Origin of the sequence: Burkholderia lata, assembly GCF_000012945.1 — a bacterium.
Classification (GTDB): domain Bacteria; phylum Pseudomonadota; class Gammaproteobacteria; order Burkholderiales; family Burkholderiaceae; genus Burkholderia; species Burkholderia lata.
This window is the reverse complement of the sequence record NC_007510.1, coordinates 1,662,815-1,683,279: the sequence shown is the minus strand read 5'-3', so window position 1 is coordinate 1,683,279 and position 20,465 is coordinate 1,662,815. Positions and strand designations below refer to the sequence as shown.

The 20,465-nt window shown below is 65.6% G+C and carries 17 protein-coding genes and 3 tRNA genes; 14 read left to right on the top strand and 6 right to left on the bottom strand.

The genetic code is table 11. The features are described 5' to 3' along the window. Positions 1–139: 139 nt before the first annotated feature. Positions 140–226, top strand: a tRNA-Leu gene (locus tag BCEP18194_RS13555). A gap of 69 nt (positions 227–295) precedes the next feature. On the opposite strand, the gene BCEP18194_RS13550 is transcribed toward BCEP18194_RS13555, so the two are convergent. Further along, positions 296–733, bottom strand: a complete 438-nt coding sequence (locus BCEP18194_RS13550; RefSeq protein WP_041492818.1) for a MarR family winged helix-turn-helix transcriptional regulator — start codon at positions 731–733, stop codon at positions 296–298. 97 nt (positions 734–830) lie between these two features. Continuing rightward, positions 831–2,393 (bottom strand): DHA2 family efflux MFS transporter permease subunit, encoded by a 1,563-nt coding sequence (locus BCEP18194_RS13545; protein ID WP_011351843.1) that lies wholly within the window; start codon positions 2,391–2,393, stop codon positions 831–833. Between the two features lie 361 nt (positions 2,394–2,754). On the opposite strand from BCEP18194_RS13545, the gene BCEP18194_RS13540 reads away from it, so the two are divergent. The 8 genes from BCEP18194_RS13540 (at position 2,755) to BCEP18194_RS13505 (ending at position 10,768) form a co-directional block, all read left to right on the top strand. Then, on the top strand, positions 2,755–3,744 hold the full coding sequence (locus BCEP18194_RS13540; RefSeq protein WP_011351842.1) for an aliphatic sulfonate ABC transporter substrate-binding protein: 990 nt from the start codon (positions 2,755–2,757) through the stop codon (positions 3,742–3,744). A gap of 112 nt (positions 3,745–3,856) precedes the next feature. Beyond that, a tRNA-Leu gene (locus BCEP18194_RS13535) sits at positions 3,857–3,943 on the top strand. 411 nt (positions 3,944–4,354) lie between these two features. Next, positions 4,355–4,441: transfer RNA gene (locus BCEP18194_RS13530), tRNA-Leu, on the top strand. A gap of 366 nt (positions 4,442–4,807) precedes the next feature. Further along, positions 4,808–6,055, top strand: coding sequence for an ROK family protein (locus tag BCEP18194_RS13525; protein ID WP_011351841.1), 1,248 nt, complete (start codon positions 4,808–4,810; stop codon positions 6,053–6,055). Next, complete coding sequence (locus BCEP18194_RS13520) at positions 6,042–7,595, top strand: sugar ABC transporter ATP-binding protein (RefSeq protein ID WP_011351840.1); 1,554 nt, start codon at positions 6,042–6,044, stop codon at positions 7,593–7,595. The genes BCEP18194_RS13525 and BCEP18194_RS13520 overlap by 14 nt, the downstream gene beginning before the upstream one ends. Before the next feature lie 42 nt (positions 7,596–7,637). Further along, the gene (locus BCEP18194_RS13515; RefSeq protein WP_011351839.1) at positions 7,638–8,675 is read left to right on the top strand and encodes an ABC transporter permease subunit; all 1,038 of its coding nucleotides are present in this window, start codon (positions 7,638–7,640) and stop codon (positions 8,673–8,675) included. An 82-nt stretch (positions 8,676–8,757) separates the two neighbouring features. Next, positions 8,758–9,702, top strand: coding sequence for an ABC transporter substrate-binding protein (locus tag BCEP18194_RS13510; protein WP_011351838.1), 945 nt, complete (start codon positions 8,758–8,760; stop codon positions 9,700–9,702). Positions 9,703–9,832: 130 nt separating this feature from the next. Continuing rightward, positions 9,833–10,768 (top strand): carbohydrate kinase family protein, encoded by a 936-nt coding sequence (locus BCEP18194_RS13505; RefSeq protein ID WP_011351837.1) that lies wholly within the window; start codon positions 9,833–9,835, stop codon positions 10,766–10,768. Positions 10,769–10,790: 22 nt separating this feature from the next. Here BCEP18194_RS13505 and BCEP18194_RS13500 read toward each other — a convergent pair whose 3' ends face one another. From BCEP18194_RS13500 to BCEP18194_RS13490, 3 genes are all read right to left on the bottom strand, one after another. Then, positions 10,791–12,521, bottom strand: coding sequence for a SulP family inorganic anion transporter (locus BCEP18194_RS13500; RefSeq protein ID WP_011351836.1), 1,731 nt, complete (start codon positions 12,519–12,521; stop codon positions 10,791–10,793). A 7-nt stretch (positions 12,522–12,528) separates the two neighbouring features. Next, entirely contained in the window at positions 12,529–13,155 is a 627-nt protein-coding gene (locus BCEP18194_RS13495; protein ID WP_011351835.1) for a ParB-like protein, read from the bottom strand. Between the two features lie 128 nt (positions 13,156–13,283). Further along, positions 13,284–13,826, bottom strand: coding sequence for a GNAT family N-acetyltransferase (locus tag BCEP18194_RS13490; RefSeq protein ID WP_011351834.1), 543 nt, complete (start codon positions 13,824–13,826; stop codon positions 13,284–13,286). A 280-nt stretch (positions 13,827–14,106) separates the two neighbouring features. Here BCEP18194_RS13490 and BCEP18194_RS13485 point away from each other — a divergent pair, with 280 nt between their 5' ends. The 4 genes from BCEP18194_RS13485 (at position 14,107) to BCEP18194_RS13470 (ending at position 19,222) form a co-directional block, all read left to right on the top strand. After that, on the top strand, positions 14,107–15,327 hold the full coding sequence (locus BCEP18194_RS13485) for an MFS transporter (protein ID WP_041493058.1): 1,221 nt from the start codon (positions 14,107–14,109) through the stop codon (positions 15,325–15,327). Positions 15,328–15,542: 215 nt separating this feature from the next. Next, positions 15,543–16,364 carry a TetR/AcrR family transcriptional regulator gene (locus BCEP18194_RS13480; RefSeq protein WP_011351832.1) on the top strand — a complete coding sequence of 274 codons (822 nt, stop codon included), beginning with the start codon at positions 15,543–15,545 and terminating at the stop codon, positions 16,362–16,364. 156 nt (positions 16,365–16,520) lie between these two features. Beyond that, on the top strand, positions 16,521–18,275 hold the full coding sequence (locus BCEP18194_RS13475) for an AMP-binding protein (RefSeq protein WP_011351831.1): 1,755 nt from the start codon (positions 16,521–16,523) through the stop codon (positions 18,273–18,275). 29 nt (positions 18,276–18,304) lie between these two features. Further along, a complete protein-coding gene (locus BCEP18194_RS13470) occupies positions 18,305–19,222 on the top strand; it encodes a DUF1571 domain-containing protein (protein ID WP_011351830.1) in 918 nt (305 codons plus the stop codon). A gap of 27 nt (positions 19,223–19,249) precedes the next feature. On the opposite strand, the gene BCEP18194_RS13465 is transcribed toward BCEP18194_RS13470, so the two are convergent. Beyond that, positions 19,250–19,534, bottom strand: a complete 285-nt coding sequence (locus BCEP18194_RS13465) for a PXPV repeat protein (protein WP_011351829.1) — start codon at positions 19,532–19,534, stop codon at positions 19,250–19,252. Between the two features lie 295 nt (positions 19,535–19,829). Here BCEP18194_RS13465 and hfq point away from each other — a divergent pair, with 295 nt between their 5' ends. Continuing rightward, positions 19,830–20,408 carry an RNA chaperone Hfq gene (hfq, locus tag BCEP18194_RS13460; RefSeq protein ID WP_011351828.1) on the top strand — a complete coding sequence of 193 codons (579 nt, stop codon included), beginning with the start codon at positions 19,830–19,832 and terminating at the stop codon, positions 20,406–20,408. The last annotated feature ends 57 nt before the right edge of the window (positions 20,409–20,465 follow it).

Here is a 20,465-nt window from a genome sequence, read left to right as displayed (position 1 = left end):
CCTGTGTCGCCAAATGACCGGAATGCCGCCTGCAGGCGCGGCGGAGCCCGGTTTGCGATGCATCGCAAAAAAGTGTTGACACGAATAATTGGGGCGCTATAATTTCGCTTCTTTGCAGCAAGCAGCTACTGCAAAACGTGCCCAGGTGGCGGAATTGGTAGACGCACTAGGTTCAGGTCCTAGCGGTGGCAACATCGTGGAGGTTCGAGTCCTCTCCTGGGCACCATCTGTATTCAAAAAAGGTCGGCTTTTGCCGGCCTTTTTTCATTTCCGGCGCCAGGAAACGGCGCCCGGCTTACTCGCCGATGAACTTGTGCAGCAGCCGTGACAGTTCGTCAAACTCGGCCCTCGAGAATTTCCGCAAGCGGGCGTTGAGCACCTTCGGCGCGATCTCCGGAATCTGCGCGGCCACCGCCTGCCCCGCTTCGGTCAGCGCGAGGTTCACCACCCGCCGATCGCTCACGCTGCGCGACCGCTCGACGAGCCCCTTGCCCTCCAGTTTGTCGAGCACGCGCGTCATCAGCCCGGTGTCGACGCCGAGCAGCTTCGACAATTCGAACGGCGTCGCCGCAATGCCGGTACGCAGGGACAGCAGGACGCCCATTTGCTGCGCCGTGATATCGAGATCCTTCAACGCCGCATCCATCTCGGACGTGATCAGATTGCGCGCCTTCACGAGCATGAACCCCACGCTTTCGGTGTGCAGGAAATTCTTCGGCGTGTAGTGTTCCATCGGGCTCGCTGAGTCGCAATTTATTGACCCACACAATAATTGCGACATCACGATTTTTCAAGGCACGCGGAATCCTGCATGCACCGCCTGCACCGGCTCAGTGCCCGCCGGCGGCCGCGGCCCCGGCTGCCACGCCCTTGCCCGGCCTTGTCACCCAGACCAGCGGGATGATCAGCACGAAGATCACCGACGACAGCCAGAACACATCGTTCAGCCCCAGCATCGTCGCCTGCGCATTCAGCGTCGCCTCGAGGAACGTCAGCGCCTTCGGCGCACCGGCATCCAGCGCACTCTGCACGCCGGAGAGCGCGCCCGCGAAGATCGGGTTGTTCACGCTGCCCTGCTCGGCCAGTCGCGCGTGATGCAGGATCGTGCGGTCATTCCACGCGGTGCTCGCGAGCGACGTGCCGACCGCCCCCATGAACACCCGCGCGAAATTGGACAGTCCCGCGGCCGCCGGGATGCGCTCGGGCGGCAGCCCCGACAGGATGATCGACGTAAGCGGCGTCATGAAGAACGCCGTCGGGATCCCTTGCAGCAAGGTGGGCACGATGAGCGTCCATGTATCGACGCCCGTCGTATAGCGCGAGCGCATGAAAAACACACCGGCAAACCCGAGAAAGGCGAGCGTGACGAGCACGCGCATATCCGATTTCGGCATCACCTTGCCGACCACCGGCGCGAGGATCACCGCGAAGATGCCGAGCGGCGCAGTCACGAGGCCTGCATTGATGACCGGGTAGCCGAGTGAACCCTGGATCCATTGCGGCAGGATCACGAGATTCGCGAAAAATACCGCAAACGCAATCGAAATGGCCACCGTCCCGCCGAGGAAATTTCGTTGTGCAAACAGCCTGAGATCGACGATCGGGCGCGCCTCGGTCAACTCCCAGATCAGGAAGAACACGAAGCCGACCACCGCCACGATGGTCAGGATCCAGATCGTCGACGAATTGAACCAGTCGAGATCCTTGCCCTTGTCGAGCATGACCTGCAACGCGGCCACCCACACGACCAGCGCAATCAACCCGACCTTGTCGATCGGCAGCTTGCTGGTTGGCGTCTCGCGGTTGCGATAGAGCGCCCATATCACGCCGGCGGCAAACAACCCGACCGGCACATTGATGTAGAAGATCCACGACCAACTGTAGTTGTCCGTGATCCAGCCGCCGAGGGCTGGGCCGGCAATCGGCCCGACGGTCGCGGTCATCCCCCACAGCGCCAGCGCGCTCGAACTCTTCTCCTTCGGGAACGAAGCCAGCAGCAACGCCTGCGACAGTGGCACGAGCGGCCCGGCCACCGCACCCTGGACGATCCGTGCCGCGAGGAGCGTGGTGAGGTTGGGCGCAAGTCCGCACGCGGCCGACGACAGCACGAACAACAGGATGGCCCAGACGAACAGCTTCACCTGCCCGACCCGCTGTGTCAGCCAGCCGGTCAGCGGGATCGACACCGCGTTGGCCGCCGAGAAGAGCGTGATGACCCACGTGCCCTCGTCCGTGGACACACCCAGATTGCCGGAAATGGTTGGAATCGCGACGTTGGCGATCGACGAATCGAGAACGTTCATGAACGTGGCGAGCGACACGGCGAGCGTGCCCAGCGCGAAGCTGGCGCCGGTCAGGGGCGCCGGCGTACCCGGGGTTTCGGACGGCTTCATCGGATGTCCTTCTGATCGAGCGCCACGCAAACAGCTTCGGCGCCGAATAAAAATATCTGACAAGTCAGATAAATGACGGAAAAAAAGCGATCGGCGCGACGCGCGGGGGTTGCCCGCGTCAACGCCAATCGCTGACTCTGAATTTTCTGCAATGACTATATTTGACTATGCAATCAAATGCAAGCAGGAGGCATCGATCGCCCGCCTGTACCTGCATGGGCGTGCCGCGATTCCGTGCGCCCCGCCCTTATGCCCGTCAGCCGGATCGATAGCAGAATTTATCGGTTATCGTCCGCTCGCCCCGTTGGTACGTTAGCCGGCTCGCTTCAATGCAACGAACCAGACACGAGGAGCACAGCCCATGACGTCGATGAACCGCCGCACATTTGCGCGCGTGATGCTGGCCGCCGGCCTGACTGCCGCCGGCGTCCGAACGCACGCCGAGAACGCACCCGAGGTATTGCGCATCGGCTACCAGAAGTCGTCGACGCTCATCACACTGCTCAAGACGCGCGGCGCGCTCGAGCAGGCACTGGCACCGCTCGGCCTGCGCGTGTCGTGGCATGAATTCGCGAGCGGATTGCCGCTGACCGAAGCGCTCAACGTCGGCGCCGTCGATTTCAGTGCCGACGTGGCCGATACGGTTCCGGTCTTCGCGCAAGCCGCACGCGCGCGTTTCGTCTACGTCGCGCAGGAGGCGCCTTCGCCGAAGGCACAGGCGATCGTCGTCAAGCAGGACAGCGCGCTGCGCACGCTCGCCGATCTCAAGGGCAAGCGCATTGCGGTCACGAAGGCGGCCGGCAGTCATTACCTGCTGCTTGCCGCGCTCGCACGCGCGAAGCTCGGGCCGGCCGATGCGGCGATCCACTACCTGACACCCGCGGACGGCCGCGCGGCGTTCGAGCGTGGCAGCGTGGACGCCTGGATCACGTGGGACCCCTATGTCGCGTCGGTCGACCGGAATCCCGACGTGCGAATTCTGGCCGACGGCAACGGACTCGCGTCGTATCAGCGCTACTACCTCGCATCCAGCAGTTTCGCCGCCGCGCGGCCCGACGTCGTCCAGATCGTGTTCGACCAGCTGTCGCAGGCCGGCGCATGGCTGCGCGATCACCCGCAGGAGGCCGCGAATACGCTCGCGCCGATCTGGGGGCTCGACGCGGCGACGATCGCGCGCGCAAACGCACGGCGCAGCTATGTCGTTCGTGCTGTGGTCGCGCAAAACTTCGGCGAACAGCAGAAGATCGCCGACACGTTCCTCGCAGCCGGGCTACTGCCTGCCCGCGTCGACACGAGCCAGGCGCAGCGCTGGAATTTCGTTGCGAAACGTGCTGATCCGGTCGGCGCGTGAGAATCCGTCGTGCAAGGGGCAATATTTTTATCGCCTTGAGTGAAATTGTGTTGACAGACTCCGCCGACACGCTAGAATAGCGGTCTTCGCACTGCAGTAATAAGCGAAACGTGCCCAGGTGGCGGAATTGGTAGACGCACTAGGTTCAGGTCCTAGCGGTGGCAACATCGTGGAGGTTCGAGTCCTCTCCTGGGCACCATCTGTTTTCTAAAAAGGTCGGCTTCTAGCCGGCCTTTTTCATTTCCGGCTCAAAACAAGCAATGCGTCTGCTCGCTTCGCGCGATCCCGGCAGGCTGTACTTGCAAGCGAGGCCGGAGCACGCATGCGTGACCGAGCCTCCTCCCTCCTGATCCCCATCTGCTTTCCCAAGCGGCCAGCTTCCAGTCGACCTCTTTTCACTCCCGACTGCGGAATTGTTGTGCCCGTGCCTGCAACCGGAATCACGAATTCGCCGACGTACATCGGCCACCGCGGCGTTTGCGCACCTCGTCCGATACCCTCCCGAACAAGTCTGCGAATTATTTTCGTTCGCGACCTCAAATTCTGTTGACAGCCTCGCAATACGCGCTATAATTTCGCTTCTTTGCAGCAAGCAGCTACTGCAAAACGTGCCCAGGTGGCGGAATTGGTAGACGCACTAGGTTCAGGTCCTAGCGGTGGCAACATCGTGGAGGTTCGAGTCCTCTCCTGGGCACCATCTGTTTTTAAAAAGGTCGGCTTTTAGCCGGCCTTTTTTCATTTCCAGCCCAGGAAACGCATCTCCCCTCCATCTCCGAGAGCAAACCAGTCGCTTCGGTTAGCGCGGCCACCGAGCCGTGACGGCATGCGGCGAGTCCGACGACGGCCCATTGTCCGGGGTGCGGATCACCCCGCAAGCCGCCCTGCGCCTGATTGTCTCGATCCCCGCACTCCATCCCCGATTCCGGACACCGCACACCGCCATCCCTGCCGCCACCCCAAACCGGGATTTCCCTAGGCTGACATGCCGTCGCTCACGCGGTTAAATAAATCAACGTGATTTATTTAATGCGCCATCGAACGGCGCGACATGGAAGGAGACGCCATGAGAAGCCCGCACTTCGGCCAGGGAAGCAATTCGGCCAACGTGCGCCGTTACAACGAGCGCCTGCTGCTGAAGACGCTGCGCCGCGCAGGCAGCGCGTCGAAGGCAGACCTCGCCCGCCTGGCGAACATGACGGGAACGGCGGTCGGCAGCATCATCGCGTCGCTCTCCGACGCGAAGCTGATCGAATTCGCGGGCCGCACCGAAGGCCAGCGCGGCCAGCCGGCTTCGCTGATCCGCCTCGACCCTCGCGGCGCGTTCGGCATTGGCGTCCATCTCGACCGGATGCGCATCGAAACGGCACTCGTCAACTTCGCGGGTGACGTACTCGGCCGCCGCTCGCACGACACACTGCTGCCGCCGCCCGCCGACGTGCTCGAGATCGTCCGCCACGACATCGACGCAATGCAGGCCCTGCTTCCCGACCACGAGCGCGCGCGCCTGACCGGCATCGGCGTCGCACAGCCATACAACCTCGGCGCATGGATGCGCGAACTCGGGCTTGCACCCGACACATTCCGTGCGTGGGAAGACGTCGATTTCGCGGCCGACCTCGGTCGCACGCTGTCGCTTCCCGTATTCGGCGAAAACGACGGCAACGCGGCCGCGATCGCCGAGCTGTTCTACGGATACGGCCGGCAGTGCGACGATTTCGTCTACCTGTTCATCGGGCCGGCGATCGGCGGCGGCATCGCGATCGATGGCGACTGCCTGCGCGGCGTCACCGGCAATGCGGGCGACATCGCCGTGATTCCCGTGCCGCCGAGCCGGCTGGCTTCCGCGCCGCCGCCGCGCGGCCCGTGGGACATCCTGCTCGCGCGCGCGTCGCTGCACGCGCTGGTGCGTCACCTGCGCCATCACGGCGAGACGGTCGACAACCGGGCCGATCTCGAAGCGTGCATCGCCCGCGGGCTGCCGGCCGTCGACGAATGGATCGACGATTGCGTCGACGCACTGGCGCCGGCATTGCGTGCAGTGCTGTGCGTGGTCGACGCGCCGGTGGTCGTGATCGACGCCGATACCGACGCGGGACTGCTCGACGCGGTCACGACGCGCCTGCGCGCGGCGCTCGTGGCCACCGCCCCGGAAGCGCGCGGCACGCCCGTGCTCGTCCGTGGCACGTTCGGCGCCGATGCCGGTGCGATCGGTGCGGCCACGCTGCCGATGTTCTTCAACTTCTCCCCGCGGGCCGGCATCCTCAAGGGCGCCCGCACCGACTCGCAGGAGGTCAACCATGTCGCGATCTGAGTCGCCCCGCCCGTTGCTCGAGATGCGCGGAATCAGCAAGACGTTCCCGGCCGTGCGTGCGCTCGACAACGTCAGCCTGACCGTCTATCCCGGCGAGATCCACTCGCTGATGGGTGAAAACGGCGCGGGCAAATCGACGCTGATGAAAATCCTGTCGGGCGCGTACCGCGCCGACGCCGGCGGCGAGATCCTGATCGACGGCACCCGCATCGACATCGACGGCCCGCTTGCCGCGCGCGATGCGGGCGTCGCGGTGATCTACCAGGAGCTGTGCCTGTCGCCGAACCTGAGCGTCGCGGAAAACATCTACATCGGCCGTGAACTGCGGCGCGGCAACCGGCGCTGGGGCACGATCGACCGCGCGGCGATGGCGCGCGGCTGCGAGGACGTGCTCGCGCGCCTGAGCGCGTCGTTCGGTCCCGACACGCTCGTCGACACGCTGTCGATCGCGGAGCAGCAGCTCGTCGAGATCGCGCGCGCCGTGCACACCCGTGCGCGCATCCTCGTGATGGATGAGCCGACCACGCCGCTGTCGTCGCGCGAAACCGAACACCTGTTCCGCCTGATTCGCCAGTTGCGCGAGGAAGGTCTCGCGATCATCTACATCAGCCACCGGATGGCGGAGATCTACGAATTGTCCGACCGGGTGTCGGTGCTGCGCGACGGCACGTACGTCGGCACGCTCGAACGCGCATCGTTGTCGGCCGAGCGTCTCGTCGCGATGATGGTCGGCCGCGACATCTCCGGCTTCTACAAGAAGGAACACGCGCCGTACGACCCCGGCCACCTGCTGCTGTCGGTCCGCGACATCGCCGACGACGCACGCGTGCGCGGCTGCAGCCTCGACCTGCACGCCGGCGAAGTGCTCGGCATCGCGGGGCTCGTCGGCGCGGGCCGCACCGAGCTCGCGCGGCTGATCTTCGGCGCCGAACCGCGCGTGCGCGGCGACGTGAAGGTCGGCGAACGCACGTTCGGCGCGCACTCGCCGCGCGACGCGATCGATGCCGGCCTCGTCTACCTGACCGAAGACCGCAAGCGCCAGGGCCTGTTCCTCGACATGAGCGTGCGCGACAACATCAACATTTCGGTCTGCAACCGCGACGCGCGGCTCGGTTCGCTCGACCTCGCGCGCGGCGCCGAACGCGCGCGCGACGCCATTGCATCGCTGTCGATCCGCGTACCCGATGCGAACGTCAACGTCGGCGCGCTGTCGGGCGGCAACCAGCAGAAAGTGCTGCTGTCGCGCCTGCTCGAGACGAAGCCGCGCGTGCTGATCCTCGATGAACCGACGCGCGGCGTCGACATCGGCGCGAAATCCGAGATCTACCGGATCATCAACGAATTGGCACGGGCCGGTGTTGGCGTGATCGTGATCTCGAGCGAACTGCCGGAGATCATCGGTGTGGCCGACCGCGTGCTCGTGATGCGCGAAGGCGAGATCGCCGGAGAACTCGGCGGCTACACGCAGACACCCATCACGCAGGAAGCCATCATCGCGCTCGCCACCGGCTCGCAAGCCGAGCTCGCCGACGCGCACTGAGCCTCGCCCTTTTCATTTCCTTCTTACATTCAGGTTAACGAAATGATCAACCCGACCAAGCAGCGGAACCTCGCTTCCGCGACGGCCCAGCCGGTGGCCACCCGTACGCCGCTATTGCGCGGCGCCGATCACCGCGCCCGCATGCAATCGCTGATCCGCACCGCCGGCATGCTGCCGGTGCTGCTGGTTCTGTGCATCGGCTTCGGTTTCCTGACCGACGGTTTCTTCACGCTGCAGAACCTGTCGATCGTCACGCAGCAGGCGTCGATCAACATCGTGCTCGCCGCCGGCATGACCTTCGTGATCCTGACGGGCGGCATCGACCTGTCGGTCGGCTCGGTGCTCGCCGCCGCCGCCGTCGCGGCGCTGCTCGCGTCGACCATCCCGGGCTGGGGCTGGCTCGGCGTGCCGTTCGCGCTCATCGTCGGCCTCGTGTTCGGCGCGATCAACGGCGGCCTGATCTCGTTCCTGCGCCTGCCGCCGTTCATCGTCACGCTCGGCGCGATGACGGCCGTACGCGGCGTCGCGCGCCTGATCGGCAACGACACGACCGTGTTCAATCCGCAATTGCCGTTCGCGTTCATCGGCAACGGCACGATCCTCGGCGTGCCTTGGCTCGTCGTGATCGCGTGCGCGGTGATCGCGATTTCGTGGTTCATCCTGCGCCGCACGGTGCTCGGGATGCGCATCTATTCGGTTGGCGGCAATCCGGAAGCCGCCCGCCTGTCGGGCATCAACGTGCGGGCGATCCAGATGTTCGTGTACGCGGCGTCGGGGCTGCTCGCCGGCCTCGGCGCGGTGATGTCGGCCGCGCGGCTCTATGCGGCCAACGGCCTGCAGCTCGGCCAGTCGTACGAACTCGACGCGATCGCCGCGGTGATCCTCGGCGGCACGAGCTTCGTCGGCGGCGTCGGTTCGATCGTCGGCACGCTGATCGGTGCGCTGATCATCGCGGTGCTGACGAACGGCCTCGTACTGCTCGGCGTATCCGACATCTGGCAATACATCATCAAGGGGCTCGTGATCATCGGCGCGGTCGCGCTCGACCGCTACCGCCAGCGCGATTCGGCACGTACCTGAGCGCCTGCCCGTCCATCCAACCTTGCGGCGCGGGCCGATCCCCGCGCCAGCTCGCCAAGCAACTTCACGGAGACACAACGACATGTTCAAGCACAAAGCCGCCCTGACCGCCGTCGCCTGCGCACTCGCCTTCGGCGCTTCCGCCGCGCACGCGACCGACAAGCCGCTCAAATCGATCGGCGTCACGGTCGGGTCGCTCGGCAACCCGTACTTCGTCACGATCGTCAAGGGCGCCGAGGCGCGCGCCAGGCAGATCAACCCGAACGCGAAAGTCACGGCCGTGTCGGCCGACTACGACCTGAACAAGCAGTTCACGCAGATCGACAATTTCATCTCCGCGCACGTCGACATGATCCTGCTCAACGCAACCGATCCGAAGGCGATCGAGCCGGCGGTGAAGAAGGCGCAGGCGGCCGGCATCACGGTCGTCGCGGTCGACGTCGCGGCGGCTGGCGCGAACGCGACCGTGCAGACCAACAACGTGAAGGCCGGCGAGCTGGCATGCGACTACATCGCGAAGAAGCTCAACGGCAAGGGCAACGTGATCATCGAGAACGGCCCGCAGGTGTCGGCCGTGATCGATCGCGTCAACGGTTGCAAGACCGTGCTCGCGAAGAGCGCCGGCATCAAGGTGCTGTCGAGCGACCAGGACGGCAAAGGCTCGCGCGAAGGCGGGATGAACGCGATGCAGGGCTACCTGACGCGCTTTCCGAAGCTCGATGCGGTGTTCACGATCAACGACCCGCAGGCGATCGGCAGCGATCTCGCCGCGAAGCAGCTGAACCGCCCGGGCATCGTGATCACGTCGGTCGACGGTGCACCGGATATCGAGGTCGCGCTCAAGTCGAATACGCTCGTGCAGGCGTCGTCGAGCCAGGATCCGTGGGCGATGGCACAGCAGGCGGTCAACGTCGGCTACGGCATCATGAACGGCCAGAAGCCGGCCAACCCGATGATCCTGATCGAACCGACGCTCATCACGCGCGACAACGTGAAGAGCTACAAGGGCTGGAGCACCCCGCGCTGATCGCGCCGCCCGTCCGCCCACGCAACCGGGCAGTGCCGGACCGCATCGCAACCTGCGACGGCCTGCACTGCCCGTCATTTCAGATCAATCGCTGCATGGCCGCGCACCACGCCGTGGCACAAGGTTCGACATGACGAAGACGTTTCCCCGCCTGATCGTATTCGGCGAAGCATTGACCGATTTCATCCGTGACGACGCGCAGCACTGGCACAGCGTCGCCGGCGGCTCATGCTGGAACGTCGCGCGCGTCGGTGCGCGACTCGGCGTGCCGACGGCCTTCGCCGGCACGGTCAGCCGCGACACCTTTGGCGACGAGCTGATGCGCAAGAGCGCCGACGCGGGGCTCGACCTGCGCTTCATCCGGCAGGTCGATCGCGCGCCGCTGCTCGCGATGGTCGTATCGAAGCAGCCGCCCCACTACTTCTTCATCGGCGAGAACAGCGCCGATCTCGCGTTCGATCCGGCGGACCTGCCCGCCGGCGCACTCGACGCGGCCGAGATCGTGCATGTCGGTTCGCTCGGCGTCGTGCGCGAGCCGCTCGCGTCGCGCCTGATCGAAGTGGCGCACGCTGCGCGGGCGGCCGGCAAACGGATCTCGTTCGACCCGAACTTCCGCGCGCCGATGGCGGCACCGTCGTATCGCGACACGCTGCGCAAGCTGGCCGGGCTCGCCGACTGGATCAAGGTATCCGACGAGGATCTGCGCGGACTGTTTCCCGAACTCGATGAAGCCGCTGCGCTCGCGCAACTGCGCACGTGGGCGCCCGACGCGACGATGCTCGTCACGCGCGGCGCATCCGGGATGCAGCTCCTGCATCGCGACACCGTGCTGTTCCAGCCCGCGTTCCCGACCGCAGTGGCCGACACCGTCGGCTGCGGCGATGCGAGCATCGGCGGCTGGCTCGCGAGCCAGCTCGCGCGTCCCGATGCGTCAGACGCCGAGCACCTGCGCTACGCAGCCGCGTGTGCGGCGGTTGCCTGTGCGCATGCAGGCGCCTATGCGCCGACAGCGGCCGAAGTGACCGACATGATCGATCGCTCCGCCGACGCCGCAGTTTCGCAATAGCACGGGCCGGCGCGCCGCCTCGTCACGCGGCGGTCGTGCCGTCGCTGCCGTCCGGCGGCATCCCGGCCTGCAGCAGTTGCAGGCTCTCGTCGACGCTCAGTTCGGACATTGCATTGTCGTGCAGCGTATCGTCGGCCGCCCGGCGCAACGCATGCAGTGCGTGCACCTTGAGCCGCACGATGGCGAGCCGCAACCCGCGCGCCGTGCATTCGGCTGCGAACGTGCGCAACGATTCGATCGTCGTGCTGTCGACATCCGGCGTTTCCTCGAGGCTCAGCATCACGGTATGCGCGTCAGGCGCGGCCTTCATCAGCGCACGCACGCGGTTCAGCATCCGGTCCGCATTCGCGAAGAACAGTTGCGCCTCGGGCCGTACGATCAGCACGCCCGGCACCGGCTTCGCATCGGCATGGCTCGCCACGTCGACGAAATCGTGACTGTCGCGCAGCCTGCCGAGCACGCTGACGTTCGGTTCGGACAGCTTGCGCAGCGTCAGCAGCAGGCTCACGCCGATGGCCGCGAGCAGCCCGTGCAGCACCCCGAGCACGAGCACCGCGAGCAGCGCGGCGATCACGACGAGCCGGTCGCGATGCCAGGCCCAGTACGGCCGGAATACCGACGGATGCAGCGAGTGGCTGACCGCGAAGATCACGATCGCCGCGAGCACGGGCTCCGGCGTGCGCGCGAGCTGCGGCAGCAGCAGCCAGACGATCAGCGCGACCACACCCGCCGCCCACAGGCCGGCAAAGCGCGACTGCGCACCGGCCGCTTCGTTCGCCGAGGTCGCCGAATACCCGGCGCCGACCGGCATCCCGTGCAGCAGGCCCGATACGAGATTCGCACAGCCGAGCGCGACGAGGTCGCGGTTCGGCGACACGCTGTCGCCGTGCTTCAACGCGAAGTTGCGGATCGATCCGTACGATTCCGCGTACAGGATCAGCATCAGCGCGAATGCAAGCTCGATGGTCTGCATCCACGCGTTGCGGTCGAGGGTCGGCAGGCCGAACTCGATATGCTTGAAATCGATATGGCCGACGATCGCGATCCCGTATCGCTGCCAGTCGATCGCATAGCCGGCCGCGATCGACAGCACGATCACGACGAGCGTCGCGGGCACGCGCGAGCTCCGCCCGAGCGCGAACAGCAACGCCAGTGCGATCGCGCCGAGCACGACGCTCGCGAGATTCGCATGCGGTGCGCCGGTGATCAGGTCGAGCGCGACATGCGGCGCATCGCTGTGCTGCACGGAGATCGCGAGAATCTTCGGCAACTGCTTGATGACGATCGTCAGCGCGAGGCCGAACGTGAAGCCGCGCAGCACCGGCCGCGCGACGAAATCCGACATGCCGCCGAGCCGCGCGGCACCCGCCAGGATGAACAGCACGCCCGTCATTGCGACGAGCGCGGCGGCGAGCGCGAGCTGTGCGGCAAGCGCCATCCCCGATTCCGCGAGCACGGTCGCCGCGAGCACGGCGGCCGACGACGACGTCGACGACACGATCGCGAAGCGGCTGCTGCCGGTGAGCGCATAGACGACGAGCCCCGACAGCAACGCGATGAGACCGGCCTGCGGCGGCAGGTTCGCCAGCCCCGCATACGCGACCGCCTCGGGGATCAGCAGGCCCGCGATCGACAAGCCGGCCAGCGCATCGAGGCCGATACGTCGCGTGGGCGGCGGCGAGGCCGCGTCGAGCGCGGCGAAATGGTCGGCATGCTGCGGGCCGGCATCGGGGCGGATCGGGGCGGTCGTCATGAGGGGGTCAGGGCTTGACGGCGATGACGCCCGACCAGCCGGGCAGATAGCGTGCATCCTGCTCATGCGCACGATGCAATGCGATATCGAGCGCCTTCGCGAAGTTCTTGCGGATCTGGTCGAGCGACACGTGCTGACGCAGGTAATCGGCCCACAGGAATTCGCTGAACGGCGTCGCATCCTTCGCATAGCCGCCCGCCGTGCGCAGCTCGCCGGCGAGGCTGCGGTACGGATCGTCCACGAGCCCCGTCAGCGCCTTCGGCAGATTCCCGTAGTCGCGGCGCGTGCCGTCCGCGCCGAACGGATGCACCCACTGGTTGTGTTCCATCATCCGCCAGAAGATCGTTTCGTCGAGCCACGACAGATCCTTCAGCAGCATCGCGTTCACGCGCGCCTCGCCTTCCTCGATCAGCGCGAGGCCGAGGTGGTGGTGATCGGTGATGTAGTGCAGCCCGTCCGGGCCGAGCACCGCCGGGAACCAGTGCGATTCGATCGCGGCCTTGCGCGCGCGCTTGCTGAGCGCCTTCCAGTGCTTGCGCTTCGCCTTGACTTCGCGATAGCCGACCGTCATCTGCGTGGGACGCAGTTCTTCCAGCTTGACGGGAATCAGATGAACATCGTTGCCGAGAGCCATGGTCGTACCCCATGTTGCGAAATTCCGGCAACGATACTCCTGATCGCGCGAGCCGTTAATACGTCATGACCTCGATACGCATCCGATTGACCATCTCTGACACCCTCCTGAGCGCGCACGGCGCCGCGCTACGCGCGCAGATCGTTGCGTTCGAGACGATGTCGAATGTAAGGAATGCCATCGTGCACGACGCTCACGCGACGCATCCCGAGCTTGCGTGCGACATTCAGCGAGCCGCTGTTGGCCTCCGCGATATCGGCGATCACGCGCGGCAGGCGCACGGTGTCGAAGGCGTGGCGCACGACCGCTGCCGCGGCCTCGCTCGCGATGCCACGCCCCCATGTCGCACGCACCAGCCGCCAGCCGATCTCGACGTCGTGCGCACCGTCCACATAGTCGGGAATCAGCAGGATCCAGCCGATGAACGCATCGGGCACGGCCTTCTCGAAGATCGACCAGTAGCCGAGACCCGGCGGATAGTCGCACGTGATCCGGTGCGTGACGAAGCGCCGATGCTCGACGGGATCGTGCCACGGCCCGGCGATGTGCCGCGTGACCTCGGGATCGCAATCCATCGCAAGGCACGCATCGAGGTCGGCCATCACACGCGGACGCAACCACAGCCGGGCAGTTTCGAGCACGGGCAGCGTGGCGGCGGAACGTTCGGTCATCGGGACTCCTGATTCGGTGACGATGCGCATCGGGGACATTACAAAACAGATACAAACAGCCTTCCGGAATGATACAGATGCCTGTCGCCTGTTTCATGCGGCGGCGTTTCCCATTCCGCAACAGTTCATTTCCTAGGGATTATTCCCGATTCGACGTTATCGCGCCCCACATCGTCCGGCGTCGCGGCCTACACTCGATCAATGCCCCCGCACCGCGCGCAAGCCGGCCGGCATCCGCATGCACATCGCGAGCGCGCAAGCCAACGAGGAGACCTCGGACATGAGCTGGACCCGCGAACAACGCAACGTCACGATCGCCGCCTACCTGGGCTGGACACTCGATGCGTTCGACTTCTTCCTGATGGTCTTCGTGCTGAAGGACATCGCCGCCGAATTCGGGTCGACGATTCCCGCCGTCGCGTTCGCGCTCACACTGACGCTCGCGATGCGCCCGCTCGGCGCACTGATCTTCGGCCGGCTCGCCGATCGCTTCGGCCGCCGTCCGACGCTGATGGTCAACATCGCGTGCTACTCGCTGCTCGAACTCGCATCGGGTTTCGCGCCGAGCCTGACCGCACTGCTCGTGTTGCGCGCGTTGTTCGGCGTCGCGATGGGCGGCGAATGGGGCGTCGGCTCGGCACTGACGATGGAAACCGTGCCGACCCATGCGCGCGGCTTTGTATCGGGGCTGCTGCAGGCCGGCTATCCGAGCGGCTACCTGCTTGCGTCCGTCGTGTTCGGCCTGTTCTACCAGTACATCGGCTGGCGCGGGATGTTCATGGTCGGCGTGCTGCCCGCGCTGCTCGTGCTGTACGTGCGCGCTCACGTGCCCGAATCGCCGGCGTGGAAGCAGATGGAGAAGCGCCCGCGCCCGAGCCTGGGCACCACGCTGAAGCAGAACTGGAAGCTCACGATCTACGCGATCGTCCTGATGACCGCGTTCAACTTCTTCTCGCACGGCACGCAGGATCTCTACCCGACGTTCCTGCGCGAACAGCATCACTTCGATCCGCATACCGTGTCGTGGATCACGATCGTGCTGAACATCGGCGCCATCGTCGGCGGCCTGTCGTTCGGCGCGATCTCGGAACGGATCGGCCGGCGTCGTGCCATCTTCATCGCGGCGTTGATCGCCCTGCCCGTGCTGCCGCTGTGGGCGTTCTCGAGCGGCCCGGTCGCCCTCGCCGCGGGCGCGTTCCTGATGCAGATCTCGGTGCAGGGTGCGTGGGGCGTGATCCCGGTTCACCTGAACGAGATCTCGCCCGACGAGCTCCGCGCGACCTTCCCGGGCGTCGTCTACCAGCTCGGCAACCTGCTCGCGTCGGGCAACGCGACGATGCAGGCCTCGCTCGCCGTTTCGAACAACAACAATTACAGCTTCGCGCTCGCGCTCGTGGCCGGCATCGTCGCCGTCGTGATCGCCGTGCTGATCCTGTTCAGCCGCGAGCGGCGCGGCATCGACATGACGCAATCGGTCAATACGCGTAGCACGGTCACCTGAACCCGCGCGTTGCCGCACCGCATCATCGCGTGTGCCCCGTCCCGCCGAGGGCACGCGCGATACTTTCCGCATTCGCACATCGAACTAGAGGAATTTGTCCAGATTCCCTGCTTGCCCGCTCCGTCCGCGATTTTTTATCTTAATAAAAACGACTGTTTGAATCAGACAAACAAATCACCAGTTCGCGGCCGGGCGACCGGCATGGGAGGCGGGACATGGCAGTAAGTCAGGAGGGGCGGCCATCCGCGGGACGGCCGTCCGGGGCACGGTCATCCGGCACGCGGCAGACCGGCGGGACGAAGGCGCGCATCCTCGATGCAGCCGAGGATCTGTTCATCGAGCATGGCTTCGAGGCGATGTCGATGCGCCAGATCACCTCGCGCGCGGCGGTCAACCTCGCCGCGGTCAACTACCACTTCGGCAGCAAGGAAGCGCTGATCCACGCGATGCTGTCGCGCCGGCTCGACCAGCTCAACCAGGAACGCCTCGGCATCCTCGACCGCTTCGATGCGCAGCTCGGCACGCACATCACCTGCGAGCACGTGCTCGGCGCGATGTTCATCCCCGCACTGAAGGCATCGCGCAACCCCGAACGCGGCGGGCCCGGATTCCTGCGGCTGATCGGCCGTGCGTACACCGATCCGTCACCGTTCGTGCGCAACTTCCTGACCGCACACTACGCAAGCGTCGCGGGCCGCTTCTTCGACGCGTTCCAGCGTGCCTTGCCGCACCTGCCGCGCACGGAGCTCGGCTGGCGGCTGCACTTCGCGATCGGCGCGCTGTCCGGCGCGCTCGCGGGCGCCGAAACGGAAAGCCTGATCGACGAGTTCTCGCAAGGCCGCACGATGAACGACGTGCAGATGATCGCGCGACTGTCGTCGCTGATCGTCGCCGCGCTGAAAGCGCCGATGCCCGACAGTGCGCAACTGTCGATCTTCGCGGCCGTGCTCGACGACGCGGGGGCCAGCGAAGCGTTCGGGCTGCCGCAGTCGGCTGCGACCGCCATCGATACGGCGACGCTGCATTCCACGAACTGAGCGCGCGAGGCCACGCGCGGCTTCCTGTTCACGATTTGATTGAAACGCGCGGTCGTGCGGGGCGTCGAGGCGCCCCGTCGATCGACCGTGCGGCACGGGGCACGGGCCGGCGCAGAAGCGCCCGCCCTCGCCGAGAGCACAGACCGGAGACTCGTCATGTCATCTTCCGCAGCAACCGCAGCGGCCCAGGTTCCGCCGAACACCGACGGCATCTGGTACGCGTCATACCCGCCCGGCGTCCCGCACGAGATCGACGTCACGCAATACGCATCGCTCGTGCAGTTCTTCGACGAATGCACGAGCCGCTTCGCCGAACGCGTCGCCTACGTGAGCGCAGGCGCATCGATGACCTATCGCACGCTCGCGCAGAAAGTCGACGCGTTCGCGTCGTACCTGCAAAGCATCGGCATCAAGCCCGGCGACCGCGTCGCGATCATGCTGCCGAACACGTTCCAGTACCCGGTCGCGCTGTTCGGCACGCTGAAGGCCGGCGCGATCGTCGTCAACGTCAATCCGCTCTACACCGTGCGCGAACTCGCGCACCAGCTGAAGGACAGCGGCGCGCAGACGATCGTCGTGTTCGAGAACTTCGCGCGCACGCTGCAGGACGCGCTGCCGGAAACGCAGGTGAAGAACATCGTCGTCACCGCGCTCGGCGACCTGCTCGCCGACGGCTTCAATGCGAAAGGACGCCTGATCAATTTCGTGCTGAAGCACGTGAAGAAGCTCGTGCCGGCCTACCATCTGCCGCAGGCCATCCGGTTGCGCTCCGCCCTTGCGCTCGGTGCGCGCGGCAAGCCGCAGCCCGTGCAGATCACGCGCGACGACCTCGCGTTCCTGCAATACACGGGCGGCACGACCGGCGTCGCGAAAGGCGCGATGCTCACGCACGGCAACCTGATCGCGAACCTGCTGCAGGCGAAGGCGTGGATCGCCGACCAGGTCTCGGGCGATGTCGAAACCGTGCTCACGCCGCTGCCGCTGTATCACATCTATTCGCTGACGGTGAACGCGTTCATCTTCATGGGGCTCGGCGGGCGCAACATCCTGATCGCGAACCCGCGCGACATGACGATGGTGATGAAGATCATCCGCAACGAGACGTTCACCGGGATCACCGGCATCAACACGCTGTACAACGCGTTCCTCGACAACGAGGAATTCCGCAAGCGCGATTTCTCGAAGCTCAAGCTCGCGATGGCCGGCGGGATGGCGATGCAGCGCGCGGTCGCGGAGCGCTTCCAGCAGGTGACAGGCCGGCCGGTCGTCGAAGGCTACGGCCTGACCGAATGCTCGCCGATCGTCACGATGAATCCCGTGGACCTGAACGACATGGCCGCATTCAGCGGTTCGATCGGCCTGCCCGCGCCGTCCACCGTCGTGCGCTTTCGCCGCGAGGACGGCACCTGGGCGCCCATCGGCGAACCGGGCGAGCTGTGCGTGCATGGTCCGCAGGTGATGCGCGGCTACTGGCAGCGCCCCGACGAGACGACCAAGGTGATCGACGCCGACGGCTGGCTCGGCACCGGCGACATCGGCGTGATGGACGAACGCGGCTTCATCCGCCTGATCGACCGCAAGAAGGACATGATCCTCGTGTCGGGCTTCAACGTGTATCCGAACGAAATCGAGGAAGTGCTGGTGATGCATCCGGGCATCAGCGAAGCCGCGGCGATCGGCATTCCTGACGAGGTACAGGGCGAACGGATCAAGGTGTTCGTCGTGCGCCGCGACCCGTCGCTGACGGTCGACGACGTCCTCGCGCACTGCCGCAAGAACCTGACCGGCTACAAGATGCCGAAATTCGTCGAGTTCCGCGACGCGCTGCCGCAGACGAACGTCGGCAAGATCCTGCGCCGCGCGCTGCGCGACGAGGAGCTCGCCAAAATCAAGGCCGCGAAGCAAGGCTGAACGATCCATCGCCCCGGGAGACGCCGTCGATGAACGAAGGAAAGAAGCGCCACGCGCGGCATGCCGCCGCGTTGGCAGTCGCGTGCATGCTGTCGCTCGCCCAGACTGGCCTGCATGCGCAGGAAACGGCCAGCGCCGTGAGCGCGACGCCGGAGGTCGCACTGCCGGCGGATCTCGCGAAAGTCGTACGCGAGCCGGTCGCGCAGCAGGCGCGCTGGCTGCGCACGGCCGCGCAGCGCGGCACGCTCGCGCAACTCGATGACGCGACGCTCACGGCGCTCTTCAAGGCACTCGACCCGCTCGCCGTGCCGCTCTATATCCGGAACGGTCCGAACGGCTATCCGTCCTACCAGTTCACGATGGTGCGCCAGGAGCGCATCAGCGGAAAATGGTCCGATACACCCGACCGCATGCTCGTGAAGACTACCCGCGAGCCGCTGCGCGTCTATGCGAAATGGTTGCCGGGCGGCGCGCATGCCGGACAGGAGACCATCTACGACACGACGCAGCGCAAGGACGAGATGTACGGCCACCTCGGCGGCCTGCTCGGCAAGATTCCGCTGTGGACGGCAATCGACGGCGCACTGGCGCGCGCCCAGTCGAATCACCAAGTGAAGGATCTCGGCACCGAGTTCATCACGAACCTGTACCTGACCGAAGGGAAGAAATATCTGGAAGCCGGCGTGCAACGGCCGACCGATGTCGAAGCCAAGACGATCAACGGTGTGCGGGTCGTTACGCTCACCTACGAAACGCCGACCGGGCGACCGCAGTTCTACGCGAAGAAGGAAGTCCTCGGGCTCGACCTGCACGCGCCCTATTTCCGGACCGTCGAGTCCTATGACAACGACGGCAAGATCTTCGAGCGGATCGTCATCGAGAAAATCGCACCGGCGACGCTCGACGACACCGCCTTCGACCCGAAAAACCCCGACTACGCGTTCTGATGCGTGCCGTCAGGGCTGGCCTCTGGTTCAATCGTCATCGTCGTCGCCATGGTGCCGGTGCCAATGCTTGTAGTAGTGCTTGCGCCACTTGCGATAGCGATCGTCGTCGTCATCGCCGTAGTAGCCGTATCCATAGCCCGGATAGGCGACCACAGCCGGCTGCGGTGCCACATAGACCGGAGCCGGCTCGACATAGACCGGTGCGACCGGTACGCCGATGCCGACCGACAGGTCGACATGCCCCGCCATCGCACTGCCGGAAGCCAGCAACGCTACGCCCCCGACCCACCCTGTCCAGCGCCTCTTGTTCATGTTCTGAATCCCTGATATACCGGCCCGCCCGGCTCGCGCAGCCAATGTATGCGTCGCGCGCGAACCAAGGTGATACGGCACTGCGAGAGTCGTAACGCGGCGTAACGAAATCGGATTAGCCGTTTGGCCGAATCGCGAAAATGCGCTGGAACGTCTATAGTGGGTTACGGTTCGACACAATCACGACTGCGCGCTCCCCGATTGAACAGGGTAGAATCCCGCCAAACACCTTGTGGACGAACACGCCACACACACGCACAACATATTCTCTGACGCAGGCTCCTGCCGCACCTCAATGGCCAATCCCGCAGAATCCCATCCGCAAAACGACTTCATCAATTCGGCGCGCAAGGAACGTAAGCGCGTTGAAATCTATCTCGTCAACGGCATTCGTCTGACGGGGTGTATCGAGTCGTTCGACCAGTACCTGGTGATGCTGCGCACCCCCGTGGGTCTGCAAGGCATCTACAAGCGCGCGATTTCCACGATCCAGCTCGACACGGGCGGCTCGCGCCCGGGCGGCAGCGGCCCCCGCGGGCCGCGCACCGGCGGGCGCCCCGGCGGCCGTGAAGGCGGCGGTCACAGCCCGTACGGCTCGCACGGTGGCCCGCGCGAATCGCGCGGCGACGGCGGCTACGGCTCCCGCGAACCGCGTGAAGGCTATGGCTCGCGCGAACCGCGCGAGAGTTACGGCTCGCGTGAGCCGCGCGAAGGCTACGGTGCCCCGCGCGAACCCCGTGAACCGCGCGAAAGCTACGGCGCGCCGCGCGACACCGGCGACGCATCCGGCAACGCATCGTCGTCGGATTCCCGCGGCGGCAGCGGGCCGGTCATCGTGACGCGCCGCCGGCGAATCGTGCCGGACGGCCAGTAAAACAAAAGGGCAAGCCAACCGGCTTGCCCTTTTTACTTGTGCGGCCGGCGCGGCATG

Coding starts and splice junctions, on each gene's coding strand:
- BCEP18194_RS13540 (WP_011351842.1), top strand. CDS start 2,755: ATGACGTCGATGAACCGCCGCACATTTGCGCGCGTGATGCTGGCCGCC.
- BCEP18194_RS13515 (WP_011351839.1), top strand. CDS start 7,638: ATGATCAACCCGACCAAGCAGCGGAACCTCGCTTCCGCGACGGCCCAG.
- BCEP18194_RS13545 (WP_011351843.1), bottom strand. CDS start 2,393: ATGAAGCCGTCCGAAACCCCGGGTACGCCGGCGCCCCTGACCGGCGCC.
- BCEP18194_RS13495 (WP_011351835.1), bottom strand. CDS start 13,155: ATGGCTCTCGGCAACGATGTTCATCTGATTCCCGTCAAGCTGGAAGAA.
- BCEP18194_RS13525 (WP_011351841.1), top strand. CDS start 4,808: ATGAGAAGCCCGCACTTCGGCCAGGGAAGCAATTCGGCCAACGTGCGC.
- BCEP18194_RS13510 (WP_011351838.1), top strand. CDS start 8,758: ATGTTCAAGCACAAAGCCGCCCTGACCGCCGTCGCCTGCGCACTCGCC.
- BCEP18194_RS13465 (WP_011351829.1), bottom strand. CDS start 19,534: ATGAACAAGAGGCGCTGGACAGGGTGGGTCGGGGGCGTAGCGTTGCTG.
- BCEP18194_RS13505 (WP_011351837.1), top strand. CDS start 9,833: ATGACGAAGACGTTTCCCCGCCTGATCGTATTCGGCGAAGCATTGACC.
- BCEP18194_RS13500 (WP_011351836.1), bottom strand. CDS start 12,521: ATGACGACCGCCCCGATCCGCCCCGATGCCGGCCCGCAGCATGCCGAC.
- BCEP18194_RS13475 (WP_011351831.1), top strand. CDS start 16,521: ATGTCATCTTCCGCAGCAACCGCAGCGGCCCAGGTTCCGCCGAACACC.
- BCEP18194_RS13480 (WP_011351832.1), top strand. CDS start 15,543: ATGGCAGTAAGTCAGGAGGGGCGGCCATCCGCGGGACGGCCGTCCGGG.
- BCEP18194_RS13520 (WP_011351840.1), top strand. CDS start 6,042: ATGTCGCGATCTGAGTCGCCCCGCCCGTTGCTCGAGATGCGCGGAATC.
- BCEP18194_RS13550 (WP_041492818.1), bottom strand. CDS start 733: ATGGAACACTACACGCCGAAGAATTTCCTGCACACCGAAAGCGTGGGG.
- BCEP18194_RS13490 (WP_011351834.1), bottom strand. CDS start 13,826: ATGACCGAACGTTCCGCCGCCACGCTGCCCGTGCTCGAAACTGCCCGG.
- BCEP18194_RS13470 (WP_011351830.1), top strand. CDS start 18,305: ATGAACGAAGGAAAGAAGCGCCACGCGCGGCATGCCGCCGCGTTGGCA.
- BCEP18194_RS13485 (WP_041493058.1), top strand. CDS start 14,107: ATGAGCTGGACCCGCGAACAACGCAACGTCACGATCGCCGCCTACCTG.
- hfq (WP_011351828.1), top strand. CDS start 19,830: ATGGCCAATCCCGCAGAATCCCATCCGCAAAACGACTTCATCAATTCG.